Genomic DNA, 24,113 nt, shown 5'->3' on the forward strand with positions numbered 1-24,113 from the left:
CGCGGGGAAACATGGGGCCGAACATCAAGAGCACGATCGCGACAATTGTTCGCCGCGCCGCCATCGCCGGCGGACTGGAGGTCGCCGGAGGGCTGAGCCGCGTCGGGCTGATGGGTGGTGCGCGCGGCAAGGGGGCGATCTTCACGCTGCACCATGTCCGGCCGAGGCTTGCGCGTGCCTTCGATCCCAACGCCCATCTGGAGATCACGCCGGAATTCCTCGACGCAGCTTTGACGACACTGAAGCGTGACGGCTATCGCTTCGTCCCGCTCGAACAGTTGCCGGATGCGCTGGCCGCCGGAGGCGGGCCGATCGCCTGTCTTACGCTTGATGACGGCTACCGGAACAATCTCGTGCATGCGCTGCCCGTGTTCGAGCGCCATGCCGCACCCTTCACCGTGTTTGTCACTGGGGGCTTCGTCGATCGAACCCATACGCTCTGGTGGGAAACGCTCGCCGACGTGCTCGCGACGAAGGAGACGCTGCGGTTCGACTTCGGTCACGGTGTCGAGACGCTGCCAACGCATACGACTGCGGACAAGCAGACGGCCTTCAATCGTGTCGCGGCGGTCGTTCATAGCCGCGATGAAGCGACGGCCATTGCATTGCTGAACGCCGTAGCGATCGAACACGGCATCGATCCGCTGGCGATTACCGAACGGCTGACTTTGGATCAGACAGGGCTTCGGCGGTTGATCGAAAGCCCGCTGGCCAGCCTCGGCGCGCACACGATCAGCCATCGCTCAATCGCGCGCCTGAGCGGCGACGACGCAAGGCGAGAAATTCGCCAGTCGGCGGAGCGTGTCGAGGCCATTACCGGCCGGCAGCCTCTGGCCTTCGCCTATCCCTATGGCGACGCACCAGCCGTCTCGGCACGCGATCATCGCATCGTCGCCGATCTCGGTTTTTCCCTCGCGGTCACCACCCAGCCCGGCACGCTCGTCGAACGCGCGAAATTCAGCCTTCATGCGTTGCCGCGCATTTCGCTGAATGGTCATTTCCAGCGGGCACGTTACGTCTCGGCGCTGGCGTCCGGCATCCCATTCCGCTTGGCGGGCGCCTGAACGGCCGCCAATTAAGGGTACATGCGCACCTTTTCCCAGCCGCCTTCGGGTGTTGCGCGACGGAACTCCATCCGGTCATGCAGCCGGAACGGGCGGTCGTGCCAGAATTCGATCGAGGTCGGGCGGATGCGGAAGCCGGACCAATAGCTCGGGCGCGGGATCTCGCCGAGCGCGTGGCGGGCGGTGTATTCGGCGACGGCCTTTTCCAGTGCGAAGCGGCCTTCAAGCGGGCGTGACTGTTTCGATGCCCAGGCGCCGATGCGGCTGCCGCGCGGCCGGCTCTTGAAGTATTCGTCTGCCTCTTCGTCGGTCACGATCTCGACCGGACCGCGCACGCGCACCTGACGCCTCAGGGATTTCCAGTGGAAGCACATGGCTGCCTTGCGGGCGCCAAGGATTTCCTGGCCCTTCTGGCTCTCGAAATTCGTGTAGAAAACGAAGCCGCGTTCGTCGAAGCCCTTCAGCAAAACCATGCGGACATTCGGCAATCCGTCGCTGTCGACGGTGGCGAGCGCAACCGCGTTCGGGTCGTTGATTTCGCTGCCTTCCGCGTCCTTCAGCCATGTGCCAAACAGGGAAAAGGGCTCATTTGATTCGGTGAAGTCACCGCTTGTTAACTCATTCGCCGCCATTATTGCCTTCCAATGCCGTGATGTCTGGCGCGGAAATGCTTCGGGATGAGCCCGACCGGTATTTCCGCATCAAAAATGTCGGAGCCTGTACGTTGACCTTCTCGAGCAGCGTGCGGCTCCAGCGAGTCTGACAGGATTGCCGTGCAAGACATAGCAAAGTGGATCGATACCAAGAAGGGGTATTCCTTCGCCTTGCTGCGTGGCGCGGCAATTTGCCTGCCGGTCCTGTCGCTTTCCGGCTGCATGGGCGCGGGTCTCGATTTCTTTGGCAGCGGCGTCGACCGCACGGTCTCGACGGGCACCGTTCCCGTTGCCAAGACCTCCGATGGCCTCTCCGACGCCGTGATGGTTCGTAATGCCGTGACATCGGCCGAACTCGGTGGCGGCTCGATCAACCCGATCCCCTGGGCCAACGCGACTTCCGGCAGCGCCGGTGTCATCAGCATCATTCAGGAAGACCGCGCGAGCGGTATGCTCTGCCGCCGCTTCACCACGACGCGCCATTCCTACGAGGGCATAGCAAAGTTCGACGGCAGCACGTGCCAGGGCGGCGATGGCGCCTGGTATCTGACGAGCTTCGGCCCGCGCGCCTGAGATAGCGCGGCAATCGGCGATTAACCACAATTCTCTAAAAATGCGAACGATCGTTCGCGGCGCTCATTCCAGAGCCGGTGGCGCCGTTGCGGCTAACCACTATTTAGCAAGTTCTCCGGATCATCGGTGCTCAGTGGACGGGCGGCAATGACGCCTTCAATCGGGGCATAAGGCGGGCATCAGGGAGAGGCCGCCGATCAGAGAAGATGGTAGAAGCCATGCGTGATCCCTATGCGATCCTCGGTGTCCGGCGCAACGCCGGGCAGGACGAAATCAAGGCGGCCTGGCGTTCGCTGGCAAAGGCCGTGCATCCGGACCATAACCAGGACGATCCCACCGCCGCCGAGCGCTTTGCCGAGGCAGGCAAGGCCTACGAGCTTCTGCGCGATCCGAAGCTCAGGAGCCGCTACGACTATGCGCGCCGCGAGGCCGAGCTTCGTCGCATGGAGGCGATGAAGGCAAAGATGCGTGGCAATGTCCAGGAGGAGGCGCCCGTCGACGCGGAGACTGCCGAGGACGCCATCTCGCAGATCTTCGGCGCCGAAGCACGTGCCAAATCGGCCCGGTCGTCGCCGAAGCCGGCGTCGAACCCATCGCCCAAGCCCGCGCCGAAACCGGCAGCGGCCAAGGAGCCGGAACGCCCGGCTCAAGCTGCCGAGGCAAAGCCTGAACCTGCGGCCGATGCGCAGCCGGAAGCCGTCGCCAGGACGGATACGCCGCTCATGCAGCGCGCCGCAGCGCCCGCAGCCGAACTCGTCGCAGCCATCGTCCGGCGTATCCGCGGCCGCGCAGCAAAGACCGCCGAGAAGGTGCCCGACCTTACCGTCGATCTGGCTGTCAGCATCCAGGACCTGATCAATCGCCAGCGCCTGACGGTCGAACTTCCGGATGGCGAGAGCCTGAAGGTTCAAATTCCCCCGGGTGCCGTCGATGGGCAGACCATTCGCCTGGCGGAACAGGGTTATCGCGTCACCGGCATGAGCCGCGGCGATGTCGTCGTCACACTCAGGGTCGATCAGAGCGGCACCTTCCGCACCCGCGGTCTTGACTTACTCACGACCCTGCCGATCGATCTGCAGGGTGCCGTCCTTGGCTGCGAGGAGCGCATCGAGACGCCGGTTGGTCCGGTCACCGTCGTCGTGCCGGCCTGGTCCGGTTCGGACAAGATCGTCCGTCTCGCAGGCCAGGGCCTGCCCGGAACCTACGGGACCCATGGCGATCTCCTGGTGGAGCTGCGGCTGGTCCTGAAAGACACGCCGGATGAGAAGGTGACCGATCTGATGAAGTCGCAGCGCGACGGATTCTATCTGTGACGGTCGATTTGTGACAGTTCGCTGACACTTTGAACCAATATTACGGGGACTAACAGTTCCTGATCTCAGGCGCGCTTGAACCACCCTTGCCACTATGCCATAGGCAATTCTCGACAATTTGCCGCACCCGTTCGGTGGGGTGTGTATGACATTTGTGAACTTTGGCACCGGCGCCGGCCGTTGCTGGAAATAGTATTGGGGACTTACCATGGCTCAGGCATCCGGTCTGATGAAGGGCAAACGCGGCGTCATTATGGGCGTTGCAAACAACCGTTCCATCGCATGGGGCATTGCCAAGGCCATCCACGCGCAGGGTGGTGAAGTTGCGTTGACCTATCAGGGCGATGCGCTCAAGAAGCGCGTCGAGCCGCTGCTCGCCGAGATCGACGGCTTCATGGCCGGCCATTGCGACGTTAGCGACGAAGCCAGCATCGACGCCGTCTTCGATACGCTCGAAAAGCAATGGGGCAAGATCGATTTCGTGGTGCACGCGATCGGTTTCTCCGACAAGGACGAACTCACCGGCCGCTACGTCGATACCTCGCCCGAGAACTTCGCCAAGACGATGCAGATTTCGGTCTACTCGTTCACCGCGGTTGCCCGTCGCGCTGAAAAGCTGATGACCGATGGCGGCTCGATGCTGACCCTGACCTACTACGGCGCCGAAAAGGTCATGCCGAACTACAACGTTATGGGTGTGGCCAAGGCTGCGCTCGAAGCCAGCGTGAAGTACCTCGCGGTCGACCTCGGCCCGAAGAACATTCGCGTCAATGCCATCTCCGCCGGCCCGATCAAGACGCTGGCTGCCTCCGGCATCGGCGACTTCCGCTATATCCTCAAGTGGAACGAGTACAACGCGCCGCTGCGCCGCACCGTGACGATCGAGGAAGTCGGCGACGTCGGCCTCTACATGCTCTCCGACCTGTCGCGTTCGGTCACCGGTGAAGTCCACCACGCCGACAGCGGTTACCATGTCGTCGGCATGAAGGCGGTGGACGCGCCCGATATCTCCGTGCTCAAGGACTGATCGGCACGGCTTGCCGGTTCGACGGCCCCGCTGCCCGGAGACATGTTGTGCTGATCTATGTGATCCGTCACGGACAGACCGACTGGAATGCCGAAAGCCGGCTCCAGGGGCAGAAGGACATCCCGCTCAATGATTTCGGTCGCCAGCAGGCGACCGGCAATGGCGCAGCACTCGCCGGTATCCTCGGCACCGACGCCGCGCATTTCGATTTCGTCGCGAGCCCGCTTGGCCGCACGCGCGAGACCATGGAGCGCGTGAGGCTGGCGATGGGGCTCGATCCCGCCGCCTACCGTACCGACGAACGGCTGAAGGAGGTATCCTTCGGTGACTGGGAAGGGCACACGCTTCCCGAGCTCAAGCGCTCGGCGCCGCAAAGGATCGCCGAACGGCGCGCGGTGAAGTGGGACTTCATTCCGCCGGGACCTGATGCCGAGAGTTACGAAATCCTGTCCTGGCGTGTTGCCGCCTGGCTAAAGGACGTGACGAAGCCGACCGTCTGCGTCAGCCACGGCGGTGTCATCCGATCGCTTTTCAAGCTCTTTGGAGAAATGGAGGCCGAAGAGGCTGCGTCTGCGGCGATCCCGCAGGATCGCCTTCTGCGCATTTCCGGCGGTGCCATCGGCTGGATCTGACGGCCGGAACGATAACCCGCCCCAAAGCAATGTCAGGAAAAGTATGGAACGGTTTCCCGTCCGGAATTGCGTGATCTGAGGGACGGGTCGCTGCTTACTGTACGATTTCGAGGTCGTTGATGACCCGCTTGCCATCGACTTCGGTATAGAAGACCAGCACCTTCACGCCCTCCTTCAGGCCCTCGAAATTGAATTCTTCGGGTGCCTGGTAGCTCTTGCCGTCATCGAGCTGCAGGCTGAGACGTTCGGTGTCGACACCCGTAATGGTCGCTTCCACGTCGGCGCTTTCCGCAAGAGCGGACAAAGGCGAAAGCAAGCCGGCGGCGGCCATGAGCGCGGCAATGACAAAACGCATCTTTCTTGCCCTTTTCAACGATTCTGCGAACATTCTTGTCATCACCCTTGGTCCCCGATTGTGGCAAAAATTGCCTTGTAACTTGGCTTTTGGCCGTCAGGCCCCGGTTTTTTGATGGCCTGTCCGACGCCGCAAGACTGGACGGCGACATCGTTTTTTTCAAGCGGGGGAGCGTCGAAGTAGGGGAGGCGGAATATTGATTTCCCCATGAATCATAGGGTTTTCCAAGGATTTGTGACGAAAGCCAATCTTAAGGTTCGCTCGCTACCTTTGGTTGGGGATCGAGGGGAAAAGATTGAAGATCATCGACGTTCTGCGCCAGCGCATTCGGGCGGCAGCCAGATTTGCGAAACCATCGCTCATACCAGCGGCGATCGCCGGCCTCGTCGTGTTTGCCGGCGGGTACGTCTATGAGCGGCAGAATCGCGAAAACTTCCAGAGTGACCTCAGGATCGATGTCGAGAACGAACTGAACCTCATCGCCAACCGGTTGCAATCGGAGATAAACACCAACATCGCCGCGCTGAACGGATTTGCCAACAGCATCGGCGTGCACCCGGCGATGACGCCTGACGATTTTACCGTCATGGCAACGAAGCTTCTTCTCCAGAACCCGCAGATGGTGCGCGCTTCGGCTGCGCCCGCCGGTGTTGTGCGGATCGCCTTTCCGCGTGAAAGCCAGCAATGGTTCGTCGGCACCGATTTCAACAGGTTCGGCGCGACAAGGCACGCGATAGAACGCGCATCGTCGACGGTGAGACCCGTGATGATCGGCCCCATTCGCTTGCCGAGCGGCCGCAACGGCTTCGAGCTTTTCTTGCCTGTCTTTTCCAAGATCCAGGGACGGATGGAGCGCTGGGGCTATGTCGAGGCCATCATCGATGAAAGGGCGCTCTATCGCGCCGCGCGCCTCTTGGAGGCGGGCAGCGAAACGCCGGAACTGACGAAGGATCATCGCCACGTCGACGTTCACCTCGCGATCAGGGATATCTCCGAGCAGGAGCGGATCCAGGATGCGTTCTTCGGCGACGACGCGCTTTTCCGCAAGGCACCGGTGACGCGTCGGCTGGATCTGGCGGGTGGCGCTTGGGAGCTCGCAGCCATGCCGGTTGGCGGTTGGGACCAGCTTCCCGAAGACATCGATGCCATTCGCTTGGCGATCGGCGCCGCTGTCGCAGTCGTGGTAATCCCGATCCTCTTGACCGGCGGGCTCTTCAACGAACGGCAGCGCAACATTGCCAAGCTGAAAGCGCGGGAAGGGGAGGTGATGACGCTCTCCCACCGGCTGAACCTCGCGCTCGACGCGTCCAAGATCGGCGTCTGGGAGATCGACGTCGAAACGCAGCAGCGCTCTTGGGACGATCGCATGTTCCACCTGCATGGGCTGGAGGTCCATCTGGAGGAACCGACCTATGAGGAGTGGCGTGCAACAGTGCATTCGGAGGACATCGGCATCGCCGCCAACGCGCTGTTCCGCAGCCTGGACGACGGCCTGGAATATCGCTCGCAATACCGGGTCGTGCTGTCTGACGGAACCTTGCGCCACATCCGCAACGTCGGATCCAGCCACCGCGGCGCCGATGGGCGCGCAAAGGTCACCGGCATCAGTTGGGACGTCACAGACGACGTTATGAAGACCGAGCGGCTGACTGCGGCCAAGGCCCAGGTCGATCAACAGAACCTCGAGCTCGAACAGGCACTGAAAGGTCTTTACGAGCGTGAGCAGGATCTTGAACTGCTTTCACGCCGGCTCGACCTGGCACTCGATTCCTATCGATGCGGCATGTGGGAGGCGGACCTCGATAGCGGACTGACCTATTGGGACGACCGCATGCACCAGCTCTACGGCCTCGTCTACACCGATGGGACCACCAACGAGGAGACATGGCTCACCGCGCTTCATCCCGATGATCGGGCGCCGGCGCTGGACGCGGTCAACCGCGCAATCGCGGCGGACGAGACCTATGTGCACCAGGCGCGCGTGTTTCTGCCGGCTGGCGGCGTCCGCCACATCCGGTCGGTCGGCAAGCTTCATGTGGGGCCGGATGGCGCACGCAAATTCGTCGGCATGGCGCTCGACGTCACCGAAGACGTGCTGATGACCGAGCAGTTGCGGGCAGCCAAGGCGATGGCGGATGCGAAGAACGCTGAGTTGGAGCAGGCGCGGGTACGGATCGAGCACAACGCCCTGCACGATCCCCTGACCGGTCTTGGAAATCGCCGCATGCTCGACAAGGCGCTGGAGCGGCTGGCGAGGGCCGGTGATCTCGAGGATATCGCCATCCTCCATATCGATCTCGACCGTTTCAAGCAGATCAATGACACGCTCGGCCACGCAGCCGGGGACGCCATGCTGATCCACGCTTCCGAAATCCTCCGGGCAAATATCCGGCCCGGCGATATCATCGCCCGCATCGGTGGTGATGAGTTCGTGGTCGCGGTCACCGGTGCGCCGGGCGAGGCGGCGCTGGCGGCGCGCTGTGACCGGATCATCGCCGCGATGCGCCAGCCGGTCGATTACAACGGTTTTCCCTGCCGCTTCGGTGTCAGCATCGGTGTGGCGGTGGGCCGTGGCGCGGAGATCGATGCGCGCAAGCTGCTCGTCAATGCCGATATCGCGCTCTACCGGGCCAAGGAGGCGGGCCGTAATCGTTATCAGTTCTTCACCGAGGTGTTGCAGGCCGAAGTGGTGACGGCCAAGCGGATCGCCGACGAGATCCTCGAAGGCATCGAACGGGACGAGTTCGAACCCTGGTATCAGCCACAGTTCGACGCGACCACGCTTGCGCTGTGCGGGGTGGAGGCGCTGGTGCGCTGGAACCACCCGCGTGAGGGCATCCTGACGCCGGATCGTTTCCTTGGCATCGCGGAGGAATTGAATGTCATGGCGGCGCTTGATCGCCTCGTGCTGGAGAAATCGCTGATCGACCACATGCGCTGGGCGGCCGCCGGCCTCAGAGTTCCCAAGATCTCCGTCAACGTTTCGGCGAAGCGGCTTCAGGAGGATGATCTGCTGTCCTCGCTCGAAGGCTTGAGCATCGCGCCCGGCCAGATCTGTTTCGAACTGGTGGAATCGATCTTCCTCGACGAGAGCGACGACATCGTTGCCACCAACATCGAAGGTATCAAGAAACTCGGCATCGATATCGAGCTCGATGACTTCGGCACCGGTCATACCTCGATCGTCAGCCTGCTGAAGATCAAGCCGAAGCGGCTGAAGATCGATCGGCAGCTCGTCGTTCCGGTTCTGAGCGCGCGGCGGGAGCAGGCCCTGGTCCGTTCGATCATCGAGATCGCCCGCTCGCTCAACATCGAGACCGTTGCCGAAGGTGTCGAGACGATGGCACATGCGGAGATGCTCGGCATCCTCGGCTGCGACGTCCTGCAGGGCTATGCCTTCTCCCGGCCGTTGAGCGCGGAGAAGTTCCTCGCCTTTGCGACCGACCGCGGCCTGCGCCTGGCATCGTGACGAAGCGACGGCGGCAGGCGCAAAAGTCTTTCCCCGTCCCCGGCTTTCCACTAAGAGAGGGCATCCGTGTACGAAAAACGTACGGCCGTTGCTTGCTTAAGGTCCGGTAGCCTTCATGTCGCATAACACTTTCGGTCACCTCTTCCGCGTCACCACCTGGGGCGAAAGCCACGGCCCGGCGCTTGGCTGCGTGGTGGATGGTTGCCCGCCCGGCGTCCGTTTCACGCTCGCCGAACTTCAGGCCTGGCTCGACAAGCGCAAGCCCGGGCAGTCGCGTTTCGTGACGCAGCGCCGCGAGGATGATCTCGTCAAGGTGCTCTCCGGCGTGATGTTCGACGAGGACGGCGAGACGATGATCTCGACCGGGACGCCGATCTCCATGCTGATCGAGAACACCGACCAGCGTTCGAAGGACTATTCCGAGATCGCCAAGCGTTACCGTCCTGGCCACGCCGACTACACCTATGATCTGAAATACGGCATCCGCGACTATCGCGGCGGCGGCCGTTCCTCGGCGCGCGAGACCGCGGCGCGCGTTGCCGCCGGCGGCATCGCCCGCAAGGTCGTTCCGGGGCTCGTCGTGCGCGGCGCCCTCGTCCAGATCGGCAAACACAAGATCAACCGGGCCAACTGGGATTGGGCCGAGGTGGGCAACAACCCCTTCTTCGCGCCGGATCCGGAGATCGTGCCGGTTTGGGAGGAATATCTCGACGGCATCCGCAAGGCCGGCTCCTCGATCGGCGCCGTCGTCGAAGTGGTCGCCGAGGGCGTGCCCGCCGGCATCGGCGCGCCGATCTATGCCAAGCTCGATCAGGACATTGCCTCCAACCTGATGTCGATCAACGCCGTCAAAGGCGTCGAGATCGGCAACGGCTTCGGTGCGGCCGAGATCACCGGTGAGGAGAACGCCGACGAGATGCGCATCGGCGCCGACGGCAAGCCGGTCTTCCTCTCCAATCATGCCGGCGGTATTCTCGGCGGCATCGCCACCGGCGAACCCGTGATCGCGCGTTTTGCCATCAAGCCGACGTCGTCGATCCTCACCGAGCGCCGCTCGGTCGACAGCGATGGCAAGGAAGTCGATGTCCGCACCAAGGGCCGCCACGACCCCTGCGTCGGCATCCGCGCCGTGCCGATCGGCGAGGCGATGCTTGCCTGCACGATCGCCGATCACTACCTGCGTGACCGCGGCCAGACCGGCCGGCTTACTGCATAATTCCTTAAATCGGAATCGATTTAAGGACAAAATTATGCAGCAACTTAAAGTGTTACAGCGACCTTTGCTCGTCTACGAGACGCGCGGCGCTGTAAGTAATTCGCCCTCTATTTCGGGAAGAGCACCATGTCCTATGACCAGAAGCGTGTCGTCGACGCCATCCGCGCCTTCGAGGCCGGCGAAATCGTTGTCGTGACCGATGATGACGGCCGCGAGAACGAGGGCGATTTGATCGTCGCCGCGGTGCATTGCACGCCGGAGAAGATGGCCTTCATCGTGCGCCACACGTCGGGCATCGTCTGCACGCCGATGCCGCGCGAGGAGGCGAAACGCCTCAACCTCAATGCCATGGTTGCTGAAAACGATTCTGCCCATACGACGGCCTTCACCGTCTCGGTCGATTTCAAGCACGGCACCACGACCGGCATTTCCGCCGATGACCGTACGTTGACGGTGCGCAACCTCGCCAACCCCAATGTCGGGCCGACGGACTTCGTTCGCCCGGGCCACATCTTCCCGTTGGTCGCCCGCGAAGGCGGCGTTCTCATGCGCTCCGGTCACACGGAAGCCGCCGTCGACCTCTGCAAGCTCGCAAGCCTGCCGCCGATCGGCGTCATCTGCGAACTCGTCAACGATGACGGCACCGTCATGCGCGGACCGCAGGTCGCGAGCTTTGCCGAGACCCATGGGCTGAAACAGGTTTCGGTCGCCGACCTCATCGCCTACCGCCAGCGCAAGGAAACCCTGATCGAGCAGGGCGGATCCTTCGATATCGAAACGCCCTATGGTGCGGCCAAGGGGCATTCCTATTCGCTGCCCTGGGATCCGATGCAGCATCTCGCCGTCGTCTTCGGCGATATTCGCGATGGCGTTGACATTCCGGTCCGCCTGCATCTCGAAAATGTCGGCGCCGACGTGTTCGGCAAGGACTGCCAGATCGATCGCATCATGAAGCGCATGGCCGACGAGGGCAGGGGGGTCATCGTCTACCTGCGCGAAGGATCGGTCGGCGTCGGCGTGTCGCAAACGGCCCGCAAGGGCAAACACGATCGTGAAGCACATGACGAGGCACAGGCACGCGAGAACGAATGGCTGGAAATCGGCCTCGGCGCCCAGATCCTGAAAGATCTCGGCATCAGCTCTATCCGCCTTCTTGCCTCGCGGGAGCGCCACTATGTCGGCCTCGAAGGCTTCGGCATCAAGATCGCCGGAACCGACATCATCTAAAGCTTGACGTCTCTGAATACGACAAAGCCCGGATCGTCGATCCGGGCTTTGTCGTTTGTGCCGGCGGCTGCCAATAAAAAAGCCGCGCTCGAAGCGCGGCCCTGTGTCTTGTTTGTGTGGGGTCCGGCGACCGGTCAGGGCAACGCGTCGTAGCCTTCGCCGAAGCCCTTGAGATCGACCGGGATGCCGATGCCTTCTTCCGGCGACTGGAAGACGATGAAGGTCGCCGTCGCGCCGGAGCGGAAGGTCTTCAGCAATTCATCTTCAAGCACGACTTCCGCATAGCAGCCGTCGGAGAAGCAGCGCACGAAGTAGGCGCGGCCGATATCCTTGCCGTCGACGTTGAGGCCGAGGCCGTTTGGCAGCAGCACGCCGAGCGGAGCGAGCACGCGCAGGATCTTCGCCTTGCGGTCCGCCGTCTTCAGCACGACCACCGACAGGCCGACTTCCGGCCGGTCCTCGGCAATGACGTTCTGCATCAGCGCGCACTGGTCGGTGGATGCGCCTGCCGGCTGATCGCAAACGATCGACCACGCGCCGTGGTTGGACTTGACCGTGCCGGGTGTTCCGGTGGGCTGCTGGGCCAGGCTCTGAGCGGGGAGAGCGAGAACGGCAAGGCCGAAGGCGGCGAAGGCCGACAGTCGCGAAAAGAGGGGCAGGCCCATGTAAACCTCAAAACGTCGAATCATCAGGGCTATTCTTGAAGCGCGCGGGAATAAATGAAAAGCCCTGCGGGGCACATTCCAGCGTCATATGGCGGAAATTGGGCGGGTTAACGCCCTATCCTGTGTGTTGCCGCGCGAACCGCGTGCGATCGCGCCTTTAGGGGCGCGTAAGACGTCATATAAGTCGATTCGTGACGGCTTCTAAGGGGTGCCTGTGTGAAAAGATGCGTTTGTGCAAAAATGCCGCATGGGGTTGATTGGTCAGATGTTGCGGCATCGGACAAACTGTGGTTTGAAGCGCAGCAGTATCGCAGGGATTCTGCGTTCCGGTTTGATCCTGATCAAGCGCATTGGGGAGACATATTGTGAAAAACAAGGCTTATGCAGTTCTGGCAGCGCTTGCCTGTCTGCTTTTTGCTTCGAGCGCCTTTGCTGACAAGCCTGTCGATTGGCAGACGAACTTTCAGTCGGCCGCTACGGGCATCATGGAAGAAATCACGTGGTTTGAACATTATACCCTGTGGTTCATCATTCCGATCACCCTCTTCGTTCTCCTCCTGCTGATCATCGTCGTGGTCAAGTTCCGCGAGAGTGCTAACCCGGTTCCCTCCAAGACCAGCCACAACACCGCCATCGAAGTCGTCTGGACCGTCGGTCCGGTCATCGTGCTTCTTTTCCTCGCCATTCCGTCCTTCCAGCTCCTGACCGCGCAGCTCACGCCGCCGGCCAATCCGGACCTGACGGTCAAGGCGACCGGCAACCAGTGGTACTGGTCCTATGAATATGAAGTCGGCGAAAGCCCGCTCTCCTTCGACAGCCTGCTGGTGAAGGATGAAGATCGCGCCGCCCTCGGCAAGGAAGACAAGAAGGAATACCCGCGCCTGCTCGCCGTCGACAACGAAGTTGTCATTCCGGTCGGCAAGACGGTTCGTGTCCTCGTCACCGCCGCCGACGTGATCCATGCCTTCGCAATGCCTGCCTTCGGCGTGAAGATCGATGCCGTTCCCGGCCGCCTGAACGAAACCTGGTTCAAGGCTGACCGCGAAGGTCTGTACTACGGCCAGTGTTCCGAGCTCTGCGGCAAGGATCACGCCTATATGCCGATCGCGATCCGCGTTGTTTCGCAGGAAAAATACGACACCTGGCTCGCAGCCGCCGCTACCAATCTCGGCGATGCGAACAAGGCGCTCATGGCGTCCATCGATGCGGCCAAGACCGTCGACGTCGCCGCAAACGCCGCACAGTAATCGGAAGGGGAGCTCGACCCATGGCTGGAACAGCCGTTCATCACGATCAACGCCATGATCACTCCGATCATGGCCACGCAGACCATGCGCATAAGCCTCTGAGCTTCTTTCAGCGCTGGTTCCTGTCGACCAACCACAAGGACATCGGCACGCTGTACCTGATCTTCGCGATTTTCGCGGGCATCATCGGCGGCACGCTCTCGGTGTTCATGCGCGCCGAACTGCAGGAGCCGGGCATCCAGATCTTCCACGGTCTGGCGCAGATGGTCTACGGCTTCGAGGGTGATGCTGCCATCGACGGCGGCAAGCACATGTTCAACGTGTTCACGACCGCGCACGCGCTCATCATGATCTTCTTCATGGTCATGCCCGCGCTGATCGGCGGCTTCGCCAACTGGATGGTTCCGATCATGATCGGTGCGCCGGACATGGCGTTCCCGCGCATGAACAACATCTCCTTCTGGCTGATCATCCCGGCCTTCCTGCTGGTGCTCCTGTCGATGTTCGTCGAGGGACCGGCCGGTGCCTATGGTGCAGGCGGCGGGTGGACGATCTATCCGCCATTCTCGACATCGGGTATGCCCGGGCCGGCCATGGATTTCGTGATCCTCGGCCTGCACATCGCCGGCGCATCCTCGATCCTCGGTGCGATCAACTTCATCACCACGATCCTGAACATGCGCGCTCCGGGCATGACGCTGCACAAGATGCCGCTCTTTGCCTGGTCGGTTCTGATCACCGCCTTCCTGCTTCTGCTCTCGCTGCCGGTTCTGGCAGGCGGCATCACCATGCTGCTCACCGACCGCAACTTCGGCACGGCCTTCTTCGCGCCTGAAGGCGGCGGCGACCCGATCCTGTTCCAGCACCTGTTCTGGTTCTTCGGTCACCCGGAAGTGTACATCCTGATCCTGCCGGGCTTCGGCATCGTCAGCCACATCGTTTCCACCTTCTCGCGCAAGCCGATCTTCGGCTACCTCGGCATGGCCTACGCCATGGTCGCGATCGGCGCTGTCGGCTTCATCGTGTGGGCGCACCACATGTACACCGTCGGCATGTCGCTCGACACGCAGCGCTACTTCGTCTTCGCGACGATGGTTATCGCTGTTCCGACCGGCGTTAAGATCTTCTCGTGGATCGCGACGATGTGGGGTGGTTCGATCCGCTTCACGACCCCGATGGTCTGGGCGATCGGCTTCATCTTCCTGTTCACCGTCGGTGGCGTCACGGGCGTTCAGCTCGCCAACGCCGGCCTCGACCGTTCGCTGCACGACACCTACTACGTGGTTGCTCACTTCCACTACGTTCTGTCGCTCGGCGCCGTCTTCGCGATCTTCGCGGCCTGGTACTACTGGTTCCCGAAGATGACCGGCTACATGTACTCCGAGTTCGTCGGCAAGCTGCACTTCTGGGTCATGTTCATTGGCGTGAACCTGATCTTCTTCCCGCAGCACTTCCTCGGCCTCGCCGGCATGCCGCGCCGCTACATCGACTATCCGGATGCCTATGCCGGCTGGAACATGGTTTCGTCCTACGGCTCCTACATCGCAGCCGTCGGCGTCCTGATCTTCCTCTTCGGCGTCTTCGAAGCCTTCGCCAAGAAGCGCATCGCAGGCGACAACCCGTGGGGCGAGGGCGCGAACACTCTGGAATGGCAGCTGTCGTCGCCGCCGCCGTTCCACCAGTGGGAGCAGCTCCCGCGCATCAAGTGACGGGCAACGAACAGAAGCCGCCGGTTCCGGCGGCTTCACCCCGCCGGGAAACCGGCGACACACGGCCATTGCGGCCGGGACTTGCACAGGGACACGACATGACGGTCATCGACAATCACGAAGCAGTCGGCATGGAAGGCGTTGCGCGCCTGTCCGAAGCCTCTGCGCGCGATTATTTCGAGCTTCTGAAGCCACGTGTCATGTCCCTCGTCGTCTTTACGGCACTCGCCGGGCTGGTGCTCGCGCCGGGCCACATCAATCCCTTCATCGGCTTCATCGCTATTCTCTGCATCGCCGTCGGCGCCGGCGCCTCCGGTGCGCTGAACATGTGGTATGACGCCGATATCGACGCAGTCATGAGCCGTACCGCCAAGCGCCCGATCCCGGCAGGCAAGATCCTGCCGCAGGAAGCGCTGGCTTTCGGTCTGACGCTCTCCGCCTTTTCCGTGATCATCCTCGGGCTCGCCGTCAATTGGCTCGCAGCCGGGTTGCTCGCCTTCACAATCTTCTTCTACGTGGTCATCTACACGATGTGGCTGAAGCGCTCGACGCCGCAGAACATCGTCATCGGCGGTGCGGCCGGTGCTTTCCCGCCGATGATCGGCTGGGCCTGCGTCACCGGCGCCGTATCGATCGAAAGCATCGTTCTCTTCCTGATCACCTTCCTGTGGACGCCAGCCCATTTCTGGGCGCTTGCCCTCTTCAAGATGGGCGACTATGGCGCCGTCGGCGTGCCGATGATGCCGAATGTCTGCGGCCAGGCGACCACCAAAAAGCAGATCGTCATCTATGCCGTGCTGACCGCGCTGATCGGTATCTGTCCCACCTTGCTCGGTTTCGCGAGCATCGGTTACGGCCTCGTGGCAGCGGCCCTCGGTCTCGGCTTCATCTGGTATTCGATCGGCGTGCTGCGCATGCCTGAGACGGATGAGCGCATGCTGCCCGCCAAGAAGCTGTTTGCCTTCTCGATCATGTATCTGTTCGTGATCTTCTCCGCCCTGATGGCGGATCACCTGATCGTCAATATCTGGCTGCACGCCGGGAGTATTGCCTGATGGAAACCGTCAAGCTCACTGATGCCCAGAAGAAATCGCGCCGCGGTCGCAACATCGCGCTCGGCTTCGTCCTCTTCGGGCTTGTCGTCCTGTTTTACATCGTCACGCTGATCAAGTTCGGCAACGGCATGGTCAACTGAGGCGGGATGGCATGACGAATTCATCGGAAACCACGCCCAAACAGCGCTCGAACCGCGTCGTCGTCGGCACTTGCCTTGCCTTCGTCGCCGGCATGGTCGGCATGGCCTATGCCGCCGTGCCGCTCTACGACATGTTCTGCCGCGTCACCGGCTATAACGGTACGACGCAGCGCGTCGAGCAGGCTTCGGACGTGATCCTGGACGAGAAGGTGAGGGTCACCTTCGACGCGAACACCTCGGGCGGTCTGCCCTGGGAGTTCAAGCCGGTCCAGCGCGACATCGATATCCGCATCGGCGAAACTGTGCAGGTGATGTACCGGGCGAAGAACCTGTCGTCGAAGCCGACGACGGGCCAGGCGACCTTCAATGTCACGCCGATGCAGGCCGGTGCCTATTTCAACAAGGTACAGTGCTTCTGCTTCACCGAGACGACGCTACTGCCGGGAGAGGAGATGGAGATGCCGGTGGTATTCTTCGTCGATCCGGAGATCGTCAAGGCGGTGGAGACCAAGGACATCAAGACGTTGACGCTTTCCTACACCTTCTACCCGCGCGAACCGTCGAAACCGGTGGCGCAGGTGAAGACGGAAGAGAACAAACTTTGACTGGAGGTCCTTTTCGGCTATGCCGGAAGGGCGACAAGAGAGAGACATTTCGGGGATTACTGACATGGCCGGTGCGCATCAGAAGAATCACGACTACCACATCATCGACCCGAGCCCCTGGCCGTTGCTTGCCTCGATCGGCGCCTTCGTCATGGCGTTCGGCGGCATCTGCTACATGCGCTACCTCGCGGGCAGCTCGCTGAAGATCTTCGGCCTCGAGCTCGCCAACGTCTGGATCCTGCTCGCCGGTCTGATCATCGTTCTCTACACCATGTTCGGCTGGTGGTCGGACACGGTGAAGGAAGCGCATGAAGGCCACCACACCCGTGTCGTGTCGCTGCACCTGCGCTACGGCATGATCATGTTCATCGCTTCGGAAGTGATGTTCTTCGTGGCCTGGTTCTGGGCCTTCTTCGATGCGAGCCTGTTCCCGGGCGAAGCCATCCAGGCAACCCGCGCCACCTTCACCGGCGGCGTCTGGCCGCCGAAGGGTATCGAAGTGCTCGATCCGTGGCACCTGCCGCTCTACAACACCGTCATCCTGCTGCTTTCGGGCACGACGGTCACCTGGGCACACCACGCGCTCCTGCACAACGACCGCAAGGGCCTGATCTCGGGCCTGATGCTGACGGTCGCGCTCGGCGTGCTGTTCTCCTTCGTTCAGGGCTACGAATACGCCCACGCTCCGTTCGCCTTCAAGGACTCGATCTACGGCGCGACCTTCTTCATGGCGACCGGCTTCCACGGCTTCCACGTTCTGGTCGGCACGATCTTCCTGCTCGTCTGCCTCATCCGTGCCCTGCGCGGCGATTTCACGCCCAAGCAGCACTTCGGCTTCGAAGCGGCTGCCTGGTACTGGCACTTCGTTGACGTCGTCTGGCTCTTCCTCTTCTTCTCCATCTACATCTGGGGCAGCTGGGGTGCGCCGATCGCTCACGGCTGATAGCGCGAGCATCTCGATCTTTATGAACAGGGCGGTTGCAGCCATGCAGCCGCCTTGTTCTTTTGGTGGCTTGTGATGATGGCAACGCGACGGGGGTGCGAAATGCGGGTTGCGTCGATCATGGTCATGGCGGTGCTGGCCGGCTCCGTCTCGGCTGCGGCGGCCGACGTTGCGGATAGGGTCGTCGTCCACAAGGAACGGCGGCTCTTGCAGCTCTTCCACGGTGGCCAGTTGATCCGCGAATATGCGGTCGCGCTCGGCGGAAACCCCGTTGGTCACAAGCGGCAGGAAGGCGACGAGAGGACGCCGGAAGGGCTCTATCTCCTCGATTGGCGCAATCCGGGAAGCGGCTACTACAAGTCCATCCACGTCTCCTATCCGGCGCCGGAAGATACCAAGGCCGCGGTCGCAAATGGGGTCGATCCCGGCGGCATGATCATGATCCATGGCCAGCCCAATTATTTCGGTTGGCTGGCGTTTTTGACGCAGCGCTTCGATTGGACGAATGGCTGCATTGCCGTTACCAATGCCGAAATGGAAGAAATCTGGACGATGGTCCCCAACAACACGCCAATCGAGATCAAGCCGTGAGCGAAGACAAGGCACATTTCCCGCCGGTGGACCCGGTGATGACAGGGATCAAGGGGCTTTGCCCGCGCTGCGGCCAGGGCAGGCTGTTCGACGGCTTCCTCAAGGTCAAACCGGCCTGCACAAGCTGCGACCTGGACTATCGCTTTGCCGATGCCGGCGATGGCCCGGTGGTCTTTGTCATCCTGATCGTCGGCTTCGTCGTCGTTGGCGCGGCGCTTTGGGCGGAGGTCAACTTCAACCCACCGCTGTGGCTGCATTTCCTGTTGTGGATCCCGCTCGCGACCATCCTCAGCCTCGGGCTGACACGCATTCTGAAGGGCGTCCTGATCAACCTGCAGTACCGCAACAATGCGCGCCCGGGCGAAATCGACCGTGGCTGAGATCGAAGTCAAGAAGCGCGGCCTCCTCGGACGCCTCGGCGCCTTCCTATTGCTCGCCGTCGCCTTCGCCATCCTTATCTCGCTCGGCACCTGGCAGATGCAGCGGCTGCACTGGAAGGAAGGCCTGCTGACCGCGATCCAGGAGCGTCGGTCGGCGCCTCCGGTGTCGCTTGGCGACATCGAGAAGATGCTCGCAGATGGGGTGGACATCGATTACCGCACCGTCACGGTTACAGGCACCTTCGATCACAGCAAGGAGCGGCATTTCTTCGCGACCTTTAACGGCCGCACCGGCTATTACGTCTTCACGCCACTGACGCTCGACGATGGCCGCGTGCTCTTCGTCAATCGCGGCTTCGTGCCCTTCGAACAGAAAGAATCGTCGACCCGTCTCGCGGGCGAGCTTCCGGCCTTCGTAGGTGTCCACGGTCTTGCAAGACCGAAGCTCACCGAAAAGCCGTCGTCGCTCGTTCCGGACAATGATCTCGCCAAGAACATCTTCTACTGGAAGGATCTCGACACGATGGCGTCGTCGGTCGGGCTTCCGGCCGACAGGGTGCTGCCGCTGTTCGTCGATGCCGATGCGACACTCAACACTGGCGGTCTGCCGATCGGCGGCGTTACCCAGTTCGACCTGCCCAACAACCATCTGCAATACGCCCTGACTTGGTATGGGCTGGCGGCAGCTTTGGTGCTGGTCAGCGGCATTTACGTGGCGCGCCGCGGGCGATAGCCCGGACGGCGCCGCCGTGCTAACCCTGCTGAAGGGATCGACAGCGGGGAACAAGGATGGCGATTATCGCGAACACTCTGATTGCGTTGACGGGTTTGCTGCATGTCGGCTTTCTCGTGCTCGAGATGTTCCTGTGGACAGGGCCTCGGGGGAGGGCTGTCTTCCGCATGACACCGGAGCAAGCGGAGACAACACGCGTCCTTGCGGCGAACCAGGGTCTCTACAATGGTTTTCTCGCGGCCGGCCTGTTCTGGTCGTTGATCCAGTCGGAACCGTCCTTTGCCTTCGAGCTGAAGGTGTTCTTCCTTGTGTGCGTGATCGTTGCCGCTATATATGGCGCGTGGTCGGTCAAGCCGCGCATCCTCTTAATCCAGGGCGGCCCGGCGATCGCAGCGCTTGTTTTCCTTCTATTGGCATTCTGATCCATGGCATCATCAGCGGCAGCAAAATCCCCGATCACCATTCGCCTCTGCGGGCCGCGCGGTTTTTGCGCCGGCGTCGACCGGGCGATCCAGATCGTCGTCCTGGCGCTGAAGGAGTTCGGCGCGCCCGTCTATGTCCGCCACGAGATCGTGCACAATCGCTATGTCGTCGAGGGCCTTGAGGCCAAGGGCGCGATCTTCGTCGAAGAGCTCGACGAGATCCCGCCGGAGCACCGCAAGCAGCCGGTGGTCTTCTCGGCCCATGGCGTGCCGAAATCGGTGCCCGCGGATGCTGACGCCCGCAATCTCTTCTATCTCGACGCCACCTGCCCGCTGGTCTCCAAGGTCCACAAGCAGGCGATGCGCCATCACCGCCTCGGTCGGCACGTCGTGCTGATCGGCCATGCCGGTCATCCGGAGGTGATCGGCACCATGGGGCAATTGCCGGAAGGCGCCGTATCGCTGGTCGAAACGGTCGAAGATGCCGACGTCTACCAGCCGCCGGACCCGGACAATCTCGGCTTCGTCACCCAGACGACGCTGTCGGTCGACGACACGGCCGGCGTTATCAAGCGGCTGCACGAGCGCTTCCCGAACCTGACGGCGCCGGCAGCCGATTCGATCTGCTACGCCACCACCAACCGCCAGGAGGCGGTGAAGCAGGCAGCGCCTGGCTGCGACCTGTTCCTTGTGGTCGGTGCGCCGAATTCGTCCAACTCCAAGCGTCTGGTCGAAGTGGCGCTGAAAGCGGGAGCGAAGAAATCCGTGCTGGTGCAGCGTGCATCGGAAATCGACTGGGATGCGATGGGCGACATCTCGACGGTAGGTCTGTCGGCCGGCGCCTCGGCGCCCGAAGTGATCGTCAACGAGATCATCGAGGCATTCCGCGAACGTTACGACGCGAAGGTGGAACTTGCCGATACGGTCGAGGAAAACGAAAACTTCCTCGTCAACCGCGAGATCCGCCATGTGCCGCTGACATCAGCCGATATGGCCTTCGTCAACGGCGAATAATCACATTTCTTGCCCGCATTTCTTGAGAGTGGAAGCCCTTGGCAGTTTACACCGATATCACGGAAGACGATCTCTCCCGTTTTCTCACCGCCTATGACGTCGGCCAGCTGACCTCCTACAAGGGGATCGCCGAGGGCGTCGAGAATTCCAATTTCCTGATGCACACGACCAAGGGCTCCTACATTCTCACGCTTTACGAAAAGCGGGTGAACGCCGATGACCTGCCATTCTTCCTGGGATTGATGCACCATCTGGCCGACGGCGGCCTGTCCTGCCCGCTACCGCTGCCGCGGGCCGATGGTAAATTGCTCGGCGAGCTCTCCGGTCGCCCCGCCGCCGTCATCACTTTCCTCGAAGGCATGTGGCTAAGGAAGCCCGAGGCAAAACACTGCCACGAGGTCGGCAAGGCGCTTGCCGCCATGCATCTTGCCGGCGAAGGCTTCGCGCTGAAGCGCACCAATGCGCTTTCGGTTGGCGGCTGGCGGCCACTCTGGGTCAATTCAGAGGCGCGCGCGGACGAGGTGCAGTCGGGTCTCAAGGACGAGATATCGGCGGAACTCGAGCATCTGGAACGTCATTGGCCGCAGTCCTTGCCGGATGGCGTCATCCACGCCGATCTCTTCCCGGACAATGTCTTCTTCCTCGGCGACCAGCTTTCCGGCCTGATCGACTTCTACTTCGCCTGCAACGACTATCTCGCCTATGACGTTGCCGTCTGCCTGAATTCCTGGTGCTTCGAGAAAAACGGCTCCTACAACATTACCAAGGGCATGGCGATGCTTTCGGGCTACGAGAGCGTGCGCAAGCTGACGCCGGCGGAGGTCGACGCCCTGCCGCTGCTCTGCCGCGGCTCGGCGCTGCGCTTTTTCCTGACGCGGCTCTATGATTGGCTGATGACGCCCGCTGGCGCGCTCGTGGTCAAGAAAGATCCGCTCGAATATCTGACGAAGATCCGCTTCCACCGCGCCATCGCTTCGAGCGCTGAATACGGCCTGAGACGCGAAGAGGGCCGGGCATGAAACACGTCGACATCTTCACGGACGGTGCCTGCTCCGGCAATCCGGGGCCGGGCGGCTGGGGCGCCGTGCTGCGTTACGGCGAGGTGGGAAAGGAACTCTCCGGCGGCGAAGCCGAGACGACCAACAACCGCATGGAATTGTTGGCGGCGATCTCGGCGCTCGATGCGCTGAAGAGCGCCTGCGAGGTCGATCTCCATACCGACAGCAAATATGTGATGGACGGCATCTCCAAGTGGATCCACGGCTGGAAGAAGAACGGCTGGAAAACCGCGGACAAGAAGCCGGTGAAGAATGGCGAACTCTGGCAGGCGCTGGACGAAGCCAACCGCCGTCACAAGGTGACGTGGCACTGGGTCAAGGGCCATGCCGGCCATCCGGAAAACGAGCGCGCCGACGAGCTCGCCCGCAAGGGCATGGAACCCTACAAGAAGGGGCGCCGTCCGGACTCTCTTCTCGTGAAATGAAAAACGGGCCCGTTGAGGCCCGTTTCCATTTGCACTTAACTCTGCGCTCAGAGCTGCTCGAGCATCGCCGCAGCGCCGGAAACGGTCGCCTGTCCCGGGCTTTCTTCGAGATTGAGCGACTTCACCACGCCGTCTTCCACCAGCATCGAATAGCGCTTCGAGCGGACGCCAAGCGTGCCGGCCGACAGGTCGATGTCCATGCCGAGTGCCTTGGTGAAAGCGGCGTTCCAGTCGGAAAGGAAGTGGATTTTGCCCATGCCGCCGGATGCGGTTGCCCAGGCACCCATCACATGCAGGTCGTTGACCGAGACGACGGCGATATCGTCGATGCCGCGGGCAAGGATCGCGTCGCGGTTTTCGAGGTAACCTGGCAGATGGTTGAGCGAGCAGGTGGGCGTGAAGGCACCTGGAACGGCGAAGAGCACGACGCGCTTGCCCGCGAAGAGCTGATCGGTGGTGACCTCCACCGGACCGTCGGCGGTTTTTTCCTTGAAGGTTGCGGCTGGCAGTTTGTCTCCGACGGCAATGGTCACGGCACTCTCCTTGCGTTGCTTGCGTCTTCACTTCTCCGTACTCGTCGGAGAACTCGGCGGACTATAGATGCGGCCTAGTCAAAGGCAAGGGTCGTCTCCATGCTGCGGCCCTTGGCGCGTATGGTGACAACGATCGGCTTGCCCTTGAGTTCCCTGTCCTTGCCGGAGAGGCGAACCGGGACGGCTGCGCTGAGGCCCGTCTCGCCCTCGATCGCGATCTCGGGCTTGCCGAAGGAAACGCCGGAGGGGCCGGCCAAGAACAGCCCCGGATGGTCCGCGCCATCAGGCAAGTGCACGGAGAGGTGCAGCACGGTTTTTTCCGCATCATAGCGGCTCGCCGTGATGGCAAAGTCCTTGGACGGCGCTTCCGGCAGGGCGGCAACGGCGTCATCGATGCGCGCGCTGTCGAGCGGATTGTCGAAGTCGCCCTGCTTCAGCGCCAGCGTCAACTCGCCCTGGACCGGGATGCAGATGTCCTCGCAGATGCCGAGAAACACTGAGGCGCGAATATTGATGTCGCCCGTGCCCTGGACGCGCTTCAGCGTCAGCGGGAAAGCGACCGACTTGTCGTAGCCGACATAGCGCACCACGCCATCGTCGAACGTCTTCGGCACGGGGAAGCCGACCTTCTCGAGTACGACGCCGCTCGCCGGATCGATCGTCACCTGCGGAGGGATGCCGCTTGCGCCGGGCTCGCGCCAATAGGTCTTCCAGCCAGCGTTAAGCTTGACTTCGAGCGTTGCGGGGATCGTACCATCCTGCCTGGGTTGGGCTGCGACGAGGCGGATCATGCCGCCTGGAGAGGTCACCCAGTCGCTGGTGGCCGCCTGTGCAGCGACGGTAAGAAAAAAAGCGGCGATGAGGCTTGCCGCGCCAATGAACTGGGCCATGTTCTGATGTGTGGAGCGCTGGATCATGTCGGAAGCAATATCGCTTTTGCCGATGCTGCTCCAGACGCTGCGAAGAGAGCAACGATCATAATCGCTTGATCGGACACGGCGAAGTGAACGTCGTGCGTGCAATATTTCCCGGCCGCGACGCTGAGGCGCTTTTCATTTCGCGGT

At 61.9% G+C, this 24,113-nt stretch carries 26 protein-coding genes; 21 read left to right on the forward strand and 5 right to left on the reverse strand.

All coding sequences use genetic code 11. The features are described from left to right. Positions 1-23: 23 nt before the first annotated feature. Positions 24-1,064: a polysaccharide deacetylase family protein gene (locus tag AC070A_RS13395; protein WP_375374103.1), complete on the forward strand. Its 1,041-nt coding sequence runs from the start codon at positions 24-26 to the stop codon at positions 1,062-1,064. Positions 1,065-1,075: 11 nt separating this feature from the next. Here AC070A_RS13395 and pdxH read toward each other — a convergent pair whose 3' ends face one another. Next, positions 1,076-1,696, reverse strand: a complete 621-nt coding sequence (gene pdxH / locus AC070A_RS13400) for a pyridoxamine 5'-phosphate oxidase (protein WP_057250709.1) — start codon at positions 1,694-1,696, stop codon at positions 1,076-1,078. A gap of 141 nt (positions 1,697-1,837) precedes the next feature. On the opposite strand from pdxH, the gene AC070A_RS13405 reads away from it, so the two are divergent. The 4 genes from AC070A_RS13405 to AC070A_RS13420 all read left to right on the forward strand — a co-directional run bounded on the left by AC070A_RS13405 (position 1,838) and on the right by AC070A_RS13420 (position 5,262). After that, complete coding sequence (locus AC070A_RS13405) at positions 1,838-2,290, forward strand: RT0821/Lpp0805 family surface protein (protein ID WP_110878073.1); 453 nt, start codon at positions 1,838-1,840, stop codon at positions 2,288-2,290. A 206-nt stretch (positions 2,291-2,496) separates the two neighbouring features. Beyond that, a complete protein-coding gene (locus tag AC070A_RS13410) occupies positions 2,497-3,603 on the forward strand; it encodes a DnaJ C-terminal domain-containing protein (protein ID WP_110878074.1) in 1,107 nt (368 codons plus the stop codon). A gap of 208 nt (positions 3,604-3,811) precedes the next feature. Then, positions 3,812-4,630 carry an enoyl-ACP reductase FabI gene (gene fabI, locus AC070A_RS13415; protein WP_057250703.1) on the forward strand — a complete coding sequence of 273 codons (819 nt, stop codon included), beginning with the start codon at positions 3,812-3,814 and terminating at the stop codon, positions 4,628-4,630. Between the two features lie 47 nt (positions 4,631-4,677). Beyond that, positions 4,678-5,262: a histidine phosphatase family protein gene (locus tag AC070A_RS13420; RefSeq protein WP_058320385.1), complete on the forward strand. Its 585-nt coding sequence runs from the start codon at positions 4,678-4,680 to the stop codon at positions 5,260-5,262. Positions 5,263-5,356: 94 nt separating this feature from the next. Here the strand turns inward: AC070A_RS13420 and AC070A_RS13425 are convergent, their stop codons facing one another. After that, positions 5,357-5,617 carry a DUF1344 domain-containing protein gene (locus AC070A_RS13425; protein ID WP_057250698.1) on the reverse strand — a complete coding sequence of 87 codons (261 nt, stop codon included), beginning with the start codon at positions 5,615-5,617 and terminating at the stop codon, positions 5,357-5,359. Between the two features lie 295 nt (positions 5,618-5,912). On the opposite strand from AC070A_RS13425, the gene AC070A_RS13430 reads away from it, so the two are divergent. The 3 genes from AC070A_RS13430 to ribB all read left to right on the forward strand — a co-directional run bounded on the left by AC070A_RS13430 (position 5,913) and on the right by ribB (position 11,529). After that, positions 5,913-9,086 carry a bifunctional diguanylate cyclase/phosphodiesterase gene (locus tag AC070A_RS13430; RefSeq protein WP_255570932.1) on the forward strand — a complete coding sequence of 1,058 codons (3,174 nt, stop codon included), beginning with the start codon at positions 5,913-5,915 and terminating at the stop codon, positions 9,084-9,086. A gap of 115 nt (positions 9,087-9,201) precedes the next feature. Beyond that, positions 9,202-10,302, forward strand: a complete 1,101-nt coding sequence (gene aroC / locus AC070A_RS13435) for a chorismate synthase (RefSeq protein WP_058320384.1) — start codon at positions 9,202-9,204, stop codon at positions 10,300-10,302. Positions 10,303-10,428: 126 nt separating this feature from the next. After that, positions 10,429-11,529, forward strand: coding sequence for a 3,4-dihydroxy-2-butanone-4-phosphate synthase (ribB, locus tag AC070A_RS13440; protein WP_112995322.1), 1,101 nt, complete (start codon positions 10,429-10,431; stop codon positions 11,527-11,529). A 134-nt stretch (positions 11,530-11,663) separates the two neighbouring features. Here ribB and AC070A_RS13445 read toward each other — a convergent pair whose 3' ends face one another. Beyond that, on the reverse strand, positions 11,664-12,218 hold the full coding sequence (locus AC070A_RS13445; RefSeq protein ID WP_375374100.1) for an invasion associated locus B family protein: 555 nt from the start codon (positions 12,216-12,218) through the stop codon (positions 11,664-11,666). Positions 12,219-12,559: 341 nt separating this feature from the next. Between AC070A_RS13445 and coxB the strand changes: the two genes are divergently transcribed. The 13 genes from coxB to rnhA all read left to right on the forward strand — a co-directional run bounded on the left by coxB (position 12,560) and on the right by rnhA (position 22,516). Next, on the forward strand, positions 12,560-13,441 hold the full coding sequence (gene coxB / locus AC070A_RS13450; RefSeq protein WP_057250688.1) for a cytochrome c oxidase subunit II: 882 nt from the start codon (positions 12,560-12,562) through the stop codon (positions 13,439-13,441). 20 nt (positions 13,442-13,461) lie between these two features. Then, positions 13,462-15,150: a cytochrome c oxidase subunit I gene (gene ctaD, locus AC070A_RS13455; protein ID WP_113736778.1), complete on the forward strand. Its 1,689-nt coding sequence runs from the start codon at positions 13,462-13,464 to the stop codon at positions 15,148-15,150. A 98-nt stretch (positions 15,151-15,248) separates the two neighbouring features. Next, entirely contained in the window at positions 15,249-16,205 is a 957-nt protein-coding gene (locus AC070A_RS13460) for a heme o synthase (protein ID WP_057251090.1), read from the forward strand. After that, on the forward strand, positions 16,205-16,345 hold the full coding sequence (locus AC070A_RS13465; RefSeq protein ID WP_043619862.1) for a cytochrome c oxidase system small membrane protein: 141 nt from the start codon (positions 16,205-16,207) through the stop codon (positions 16,343-16,345). Before AC070A_RS13460 ends, AC070A_RS13465 begins: the two co-directional genes overlap by 1 nt. 11 nt (positions 16,346-16,356) lie before the next feature. Next, positions 16,357-16,950 (forward strand): cytochrome c oxidase assembly protein, encoded by a 594-nt coding sequence (locus AC070A_RS13470; protein WP_113736779.1) that lies wholly within the window; start codon positions 16,357-16,359, stop codon positions 16,948-16,950. 64 nt (positions 16,951-17,014) lie between these two features. Beyond that, positions 17,015-17,893: a cytochrome c oxidase subunit 3 gene (locus tag AC070A_RS13475; protein ID WP_057250682.1), complete on the forward strand. Its 879-nt coding sequence runs from the start codon at positions 17,015-17,017 to the stop codon at positions 17,891-17,893. 102 nt (positions 17,894-17,995) lie between these two features. Beyond that, entirely contained in the window at positions 17,996-18,484 is a 489-nt protein-coding gene (locus AC070A_RS13480) for a L,D-transpeptidase family protein (protein ID WP_057250679.1), read from the forward strand. Continuing rightward, complete coding sequence (locus AC070A_RS13485) at positions 18,481-18,864, forward strand: DUF983 domain-containing protein (RefSeq protein WP_057250677.1); 384 nt, start codon at positions 18,481-18,483, stop codon at positions 18,862-18,864. Before AC070A_RS13480 ends, AC070A_RS13485 begins: the two co-directional genes overlap by 4 nt. Further along, positions 18,833-19,597: an SURF1 family protein gene (locus AC070A_RS13490; RefSeq protein ID WP_113736780.1), complete on the forward strand. Its 765-nt coding sequence runs from the start codon at positions 18,833-18,835 to the stop codon at positions 19,595-19,597. Before AC070A_RS13485 ends, AC070A_RS13490 begins: the two co-directional genes overlap by 32 nt. Before the next feature lie 56 nt (positions 19,598-19,653). Next, positions 19,654-20,019, forward strand: coding sequence for a DUF1304 domain-containing protein (locus AC070A_RS13495; protein ID WP_058320379.1), 366 nt, complete (start codon positions 19,654-19,656; stop codon positions 20,017-20,019). A 3-nt stretch (positions 20,020-20,022) separates the two neighbouring features. After that, positions 20,023-21,033 (forward strand): 4-hydroxy-3-methylbut-2-enyl diphosphate reductase, encoded by a 1,011-nt coding sequence (ispH, locus tag AC070A_RS13500; protein WP_113736781.1) that lies wholly within the window; start codon positions 20,023-20,025, stop codon positions 21,031-21,033. Positions 21,034-21,071: 38 nt separating this feature from the next. Further along, complete coding sequence (locus tag AC070A_RS13505; RefSeq protein WP_113736782.1) at positions 21,072-22,052, forward strand: homoserine kinase; 981 nt, start codon at positions 21,072-21,074, stop codon at positions 22,050-22,052. Next, entirely contained in the window at positions 22,049-22,516 is a 468-nt protein-coding gene (gene rnhA, locus AC070A_RS13510; protein WP_113736783.1) for a ribonuclease HI, read from the forward strand. Before AC070A_RS13505 ends, rnhA begins: the two co-directional genes overlap by 4 nt. Positions 22,517-22,563: 47 nt before the next feature. On the opposite strand, the gene AC070A_RS13515 is transcribed toward rnhA, so the two are convergent. Together AC070A_RS13515 and AC070A_RS13520 are read right to left on the reverse strand one after the other, a co-directional pair. Beyond that, positions 22,564-23,049 carry a peroxiredoxin gene (locus tag AC070A_RS13515; RefSeq protein WP_057250664.1) on the reverse strand — a complete coding sequence of 162 codons (486 nt, stop codon included), beginning with the start codon at positions 23,047-23,049 and terminating at the stop codon, positions 22,564-22,566. Positions 23,050-23,123: 74 nt separating this feature from the next. Continuing rightward, positions 23,124-23,966, reverse strand: a complete 843-nt coding sequence (locus tag AC070A_RS13520) for a protein-disulfide reductase DsbD domain-containing protein (protein ID WP_113736784.1) — start codon at positions 23,964-23,966, stop codon at positions 23,124-23,126. Between the last annotated feature and the right edge of the window lie 147 nt (positions 23,967-24,113).

It is taken from the genome of Ensifer sp. GW101-20A05, from assembly GCF_059424735.1.

Bases quoted from the DNA above. Each gene is read 5' to 3' on its own strand.
- AC070A_RS13520 (WP_113736784.1), bottom strand. From the start codon at position 23,966: ATGATCCAGCGCTCCACACATCAGAACATGGCCCAGTTCATTGGCGCG.
- AC070A_RS13480 (WP_057250679.1), top strand. From the start codon at position 17,996: ATGCGGGTTGCGTCGATCATGGTCATGGCGGTGCTGGCCGGCTCCGTC.
- AC070A_RS13425 (WP_057250698.1), bottom strand. From the start codon at position 5,617: ATGCGTTTTGTCATTGCCGCGCTCATGGCCGCCGCCGGCTTGCTTTCG.
- fabI (WP_057250703.1), top strand. From the start codon at position 3,812: ATGGCTCAGGCATCCGGTCTGATGAAGGGCAAACGCGGCGTCATTATG.
- AC070A_RS13495 (WP_058320379.1), top strand. From the start codon at position 19,654: ATGGCGATTATCGCGAACACTCTGATTGCGTTGACGGGTTTGCTGCAT.
- pdxH (WP_057250709.1), bottom strand. From the start codon at position 1,696: ATGGCGGCGAATGAGTTAACAAGCGGTGACTTCACCGAATCAAATGAG.
- ispH (WP_113736781.1), top strand. From the start codon at position 20,023: ATGGCATCATCAGCGGCAGCAAAATCCCCGATCACCATTCGCCTCTGC.
- AC070A_RS13475 (WP_057250682.1), top strand. From the start codon at position 17,015: ATGGCCGGTGCGCATCAGAAGAATCACGACTACCACATCATCGACCCG.
- aroC (WP_058320384.1), top strand. From the start codon at position 9,202: ATGTCGCATAACACTTTCGGTCACCTCTTCCGCGTCACCACCTGGGGC.
- AC070A_RS13470 (WP_113736779.1), top strand. From the start codon at position 16,357: ATGACGAATTCATCGGAAACCACGCCCAAACAGCGCTCGAACCGCGTC.
- AC070A_RS13410 (WP_110878074.1), top strand. From the start codon at position 2,497: ATGGTAGAAGCCATGCGTGATCCCTATGCGATCCTCGGTGTCCGGCGC.
- AC070A_RS13490 (WP_113736780.1), top strand. From the start codon at position 18,833: ATGCGCGCCCGGGCGAAATCGACCGTGGCTGAGATCGAAGTCAAGAAG.
- ribB (WP_112995322.1), top strand. From the start codon at position 10,429: ATGTCCTATGACCAGAAGCGTGTCGTCGACGCCATCCGCGCCTTCGAG.
- AC070A_RS13460 (WP_057251090.1), top strand. From the start codon at position 15,249: ATGACGGTCATCGACAATCACGAAGCAGTCGGCATGGAAGGCGTTGCG.
- ctaD (WP_113736778.1), top strand. From the start codon at position 13,462: ATGGCTGGAACAGCCGTTCATCACGATCAACGCCATGATCACTCCGAT.
- AC070A_RS13465 (WP_043619862.1), top strand. From the start codon at position 16,205: ATGGAAACCGTCAAGCTCACTGATGCCCAGAAGAAATCGCGCCGCGGT.
- rnhA (WP_113736783.1), top strand. From the start codon at position 22,049: ATGAAACACGTCGACATCTTCACGGACGGTGCCTGCTCCGGCAATCCG.
- AC070A_RS13445 (WP_375374100.1), bottom strand. From the start codon at position 12,218: ATGATTCGACGTTTTGAGGTTTACATGGGCCTGCCCCTCTTTTCGCGA.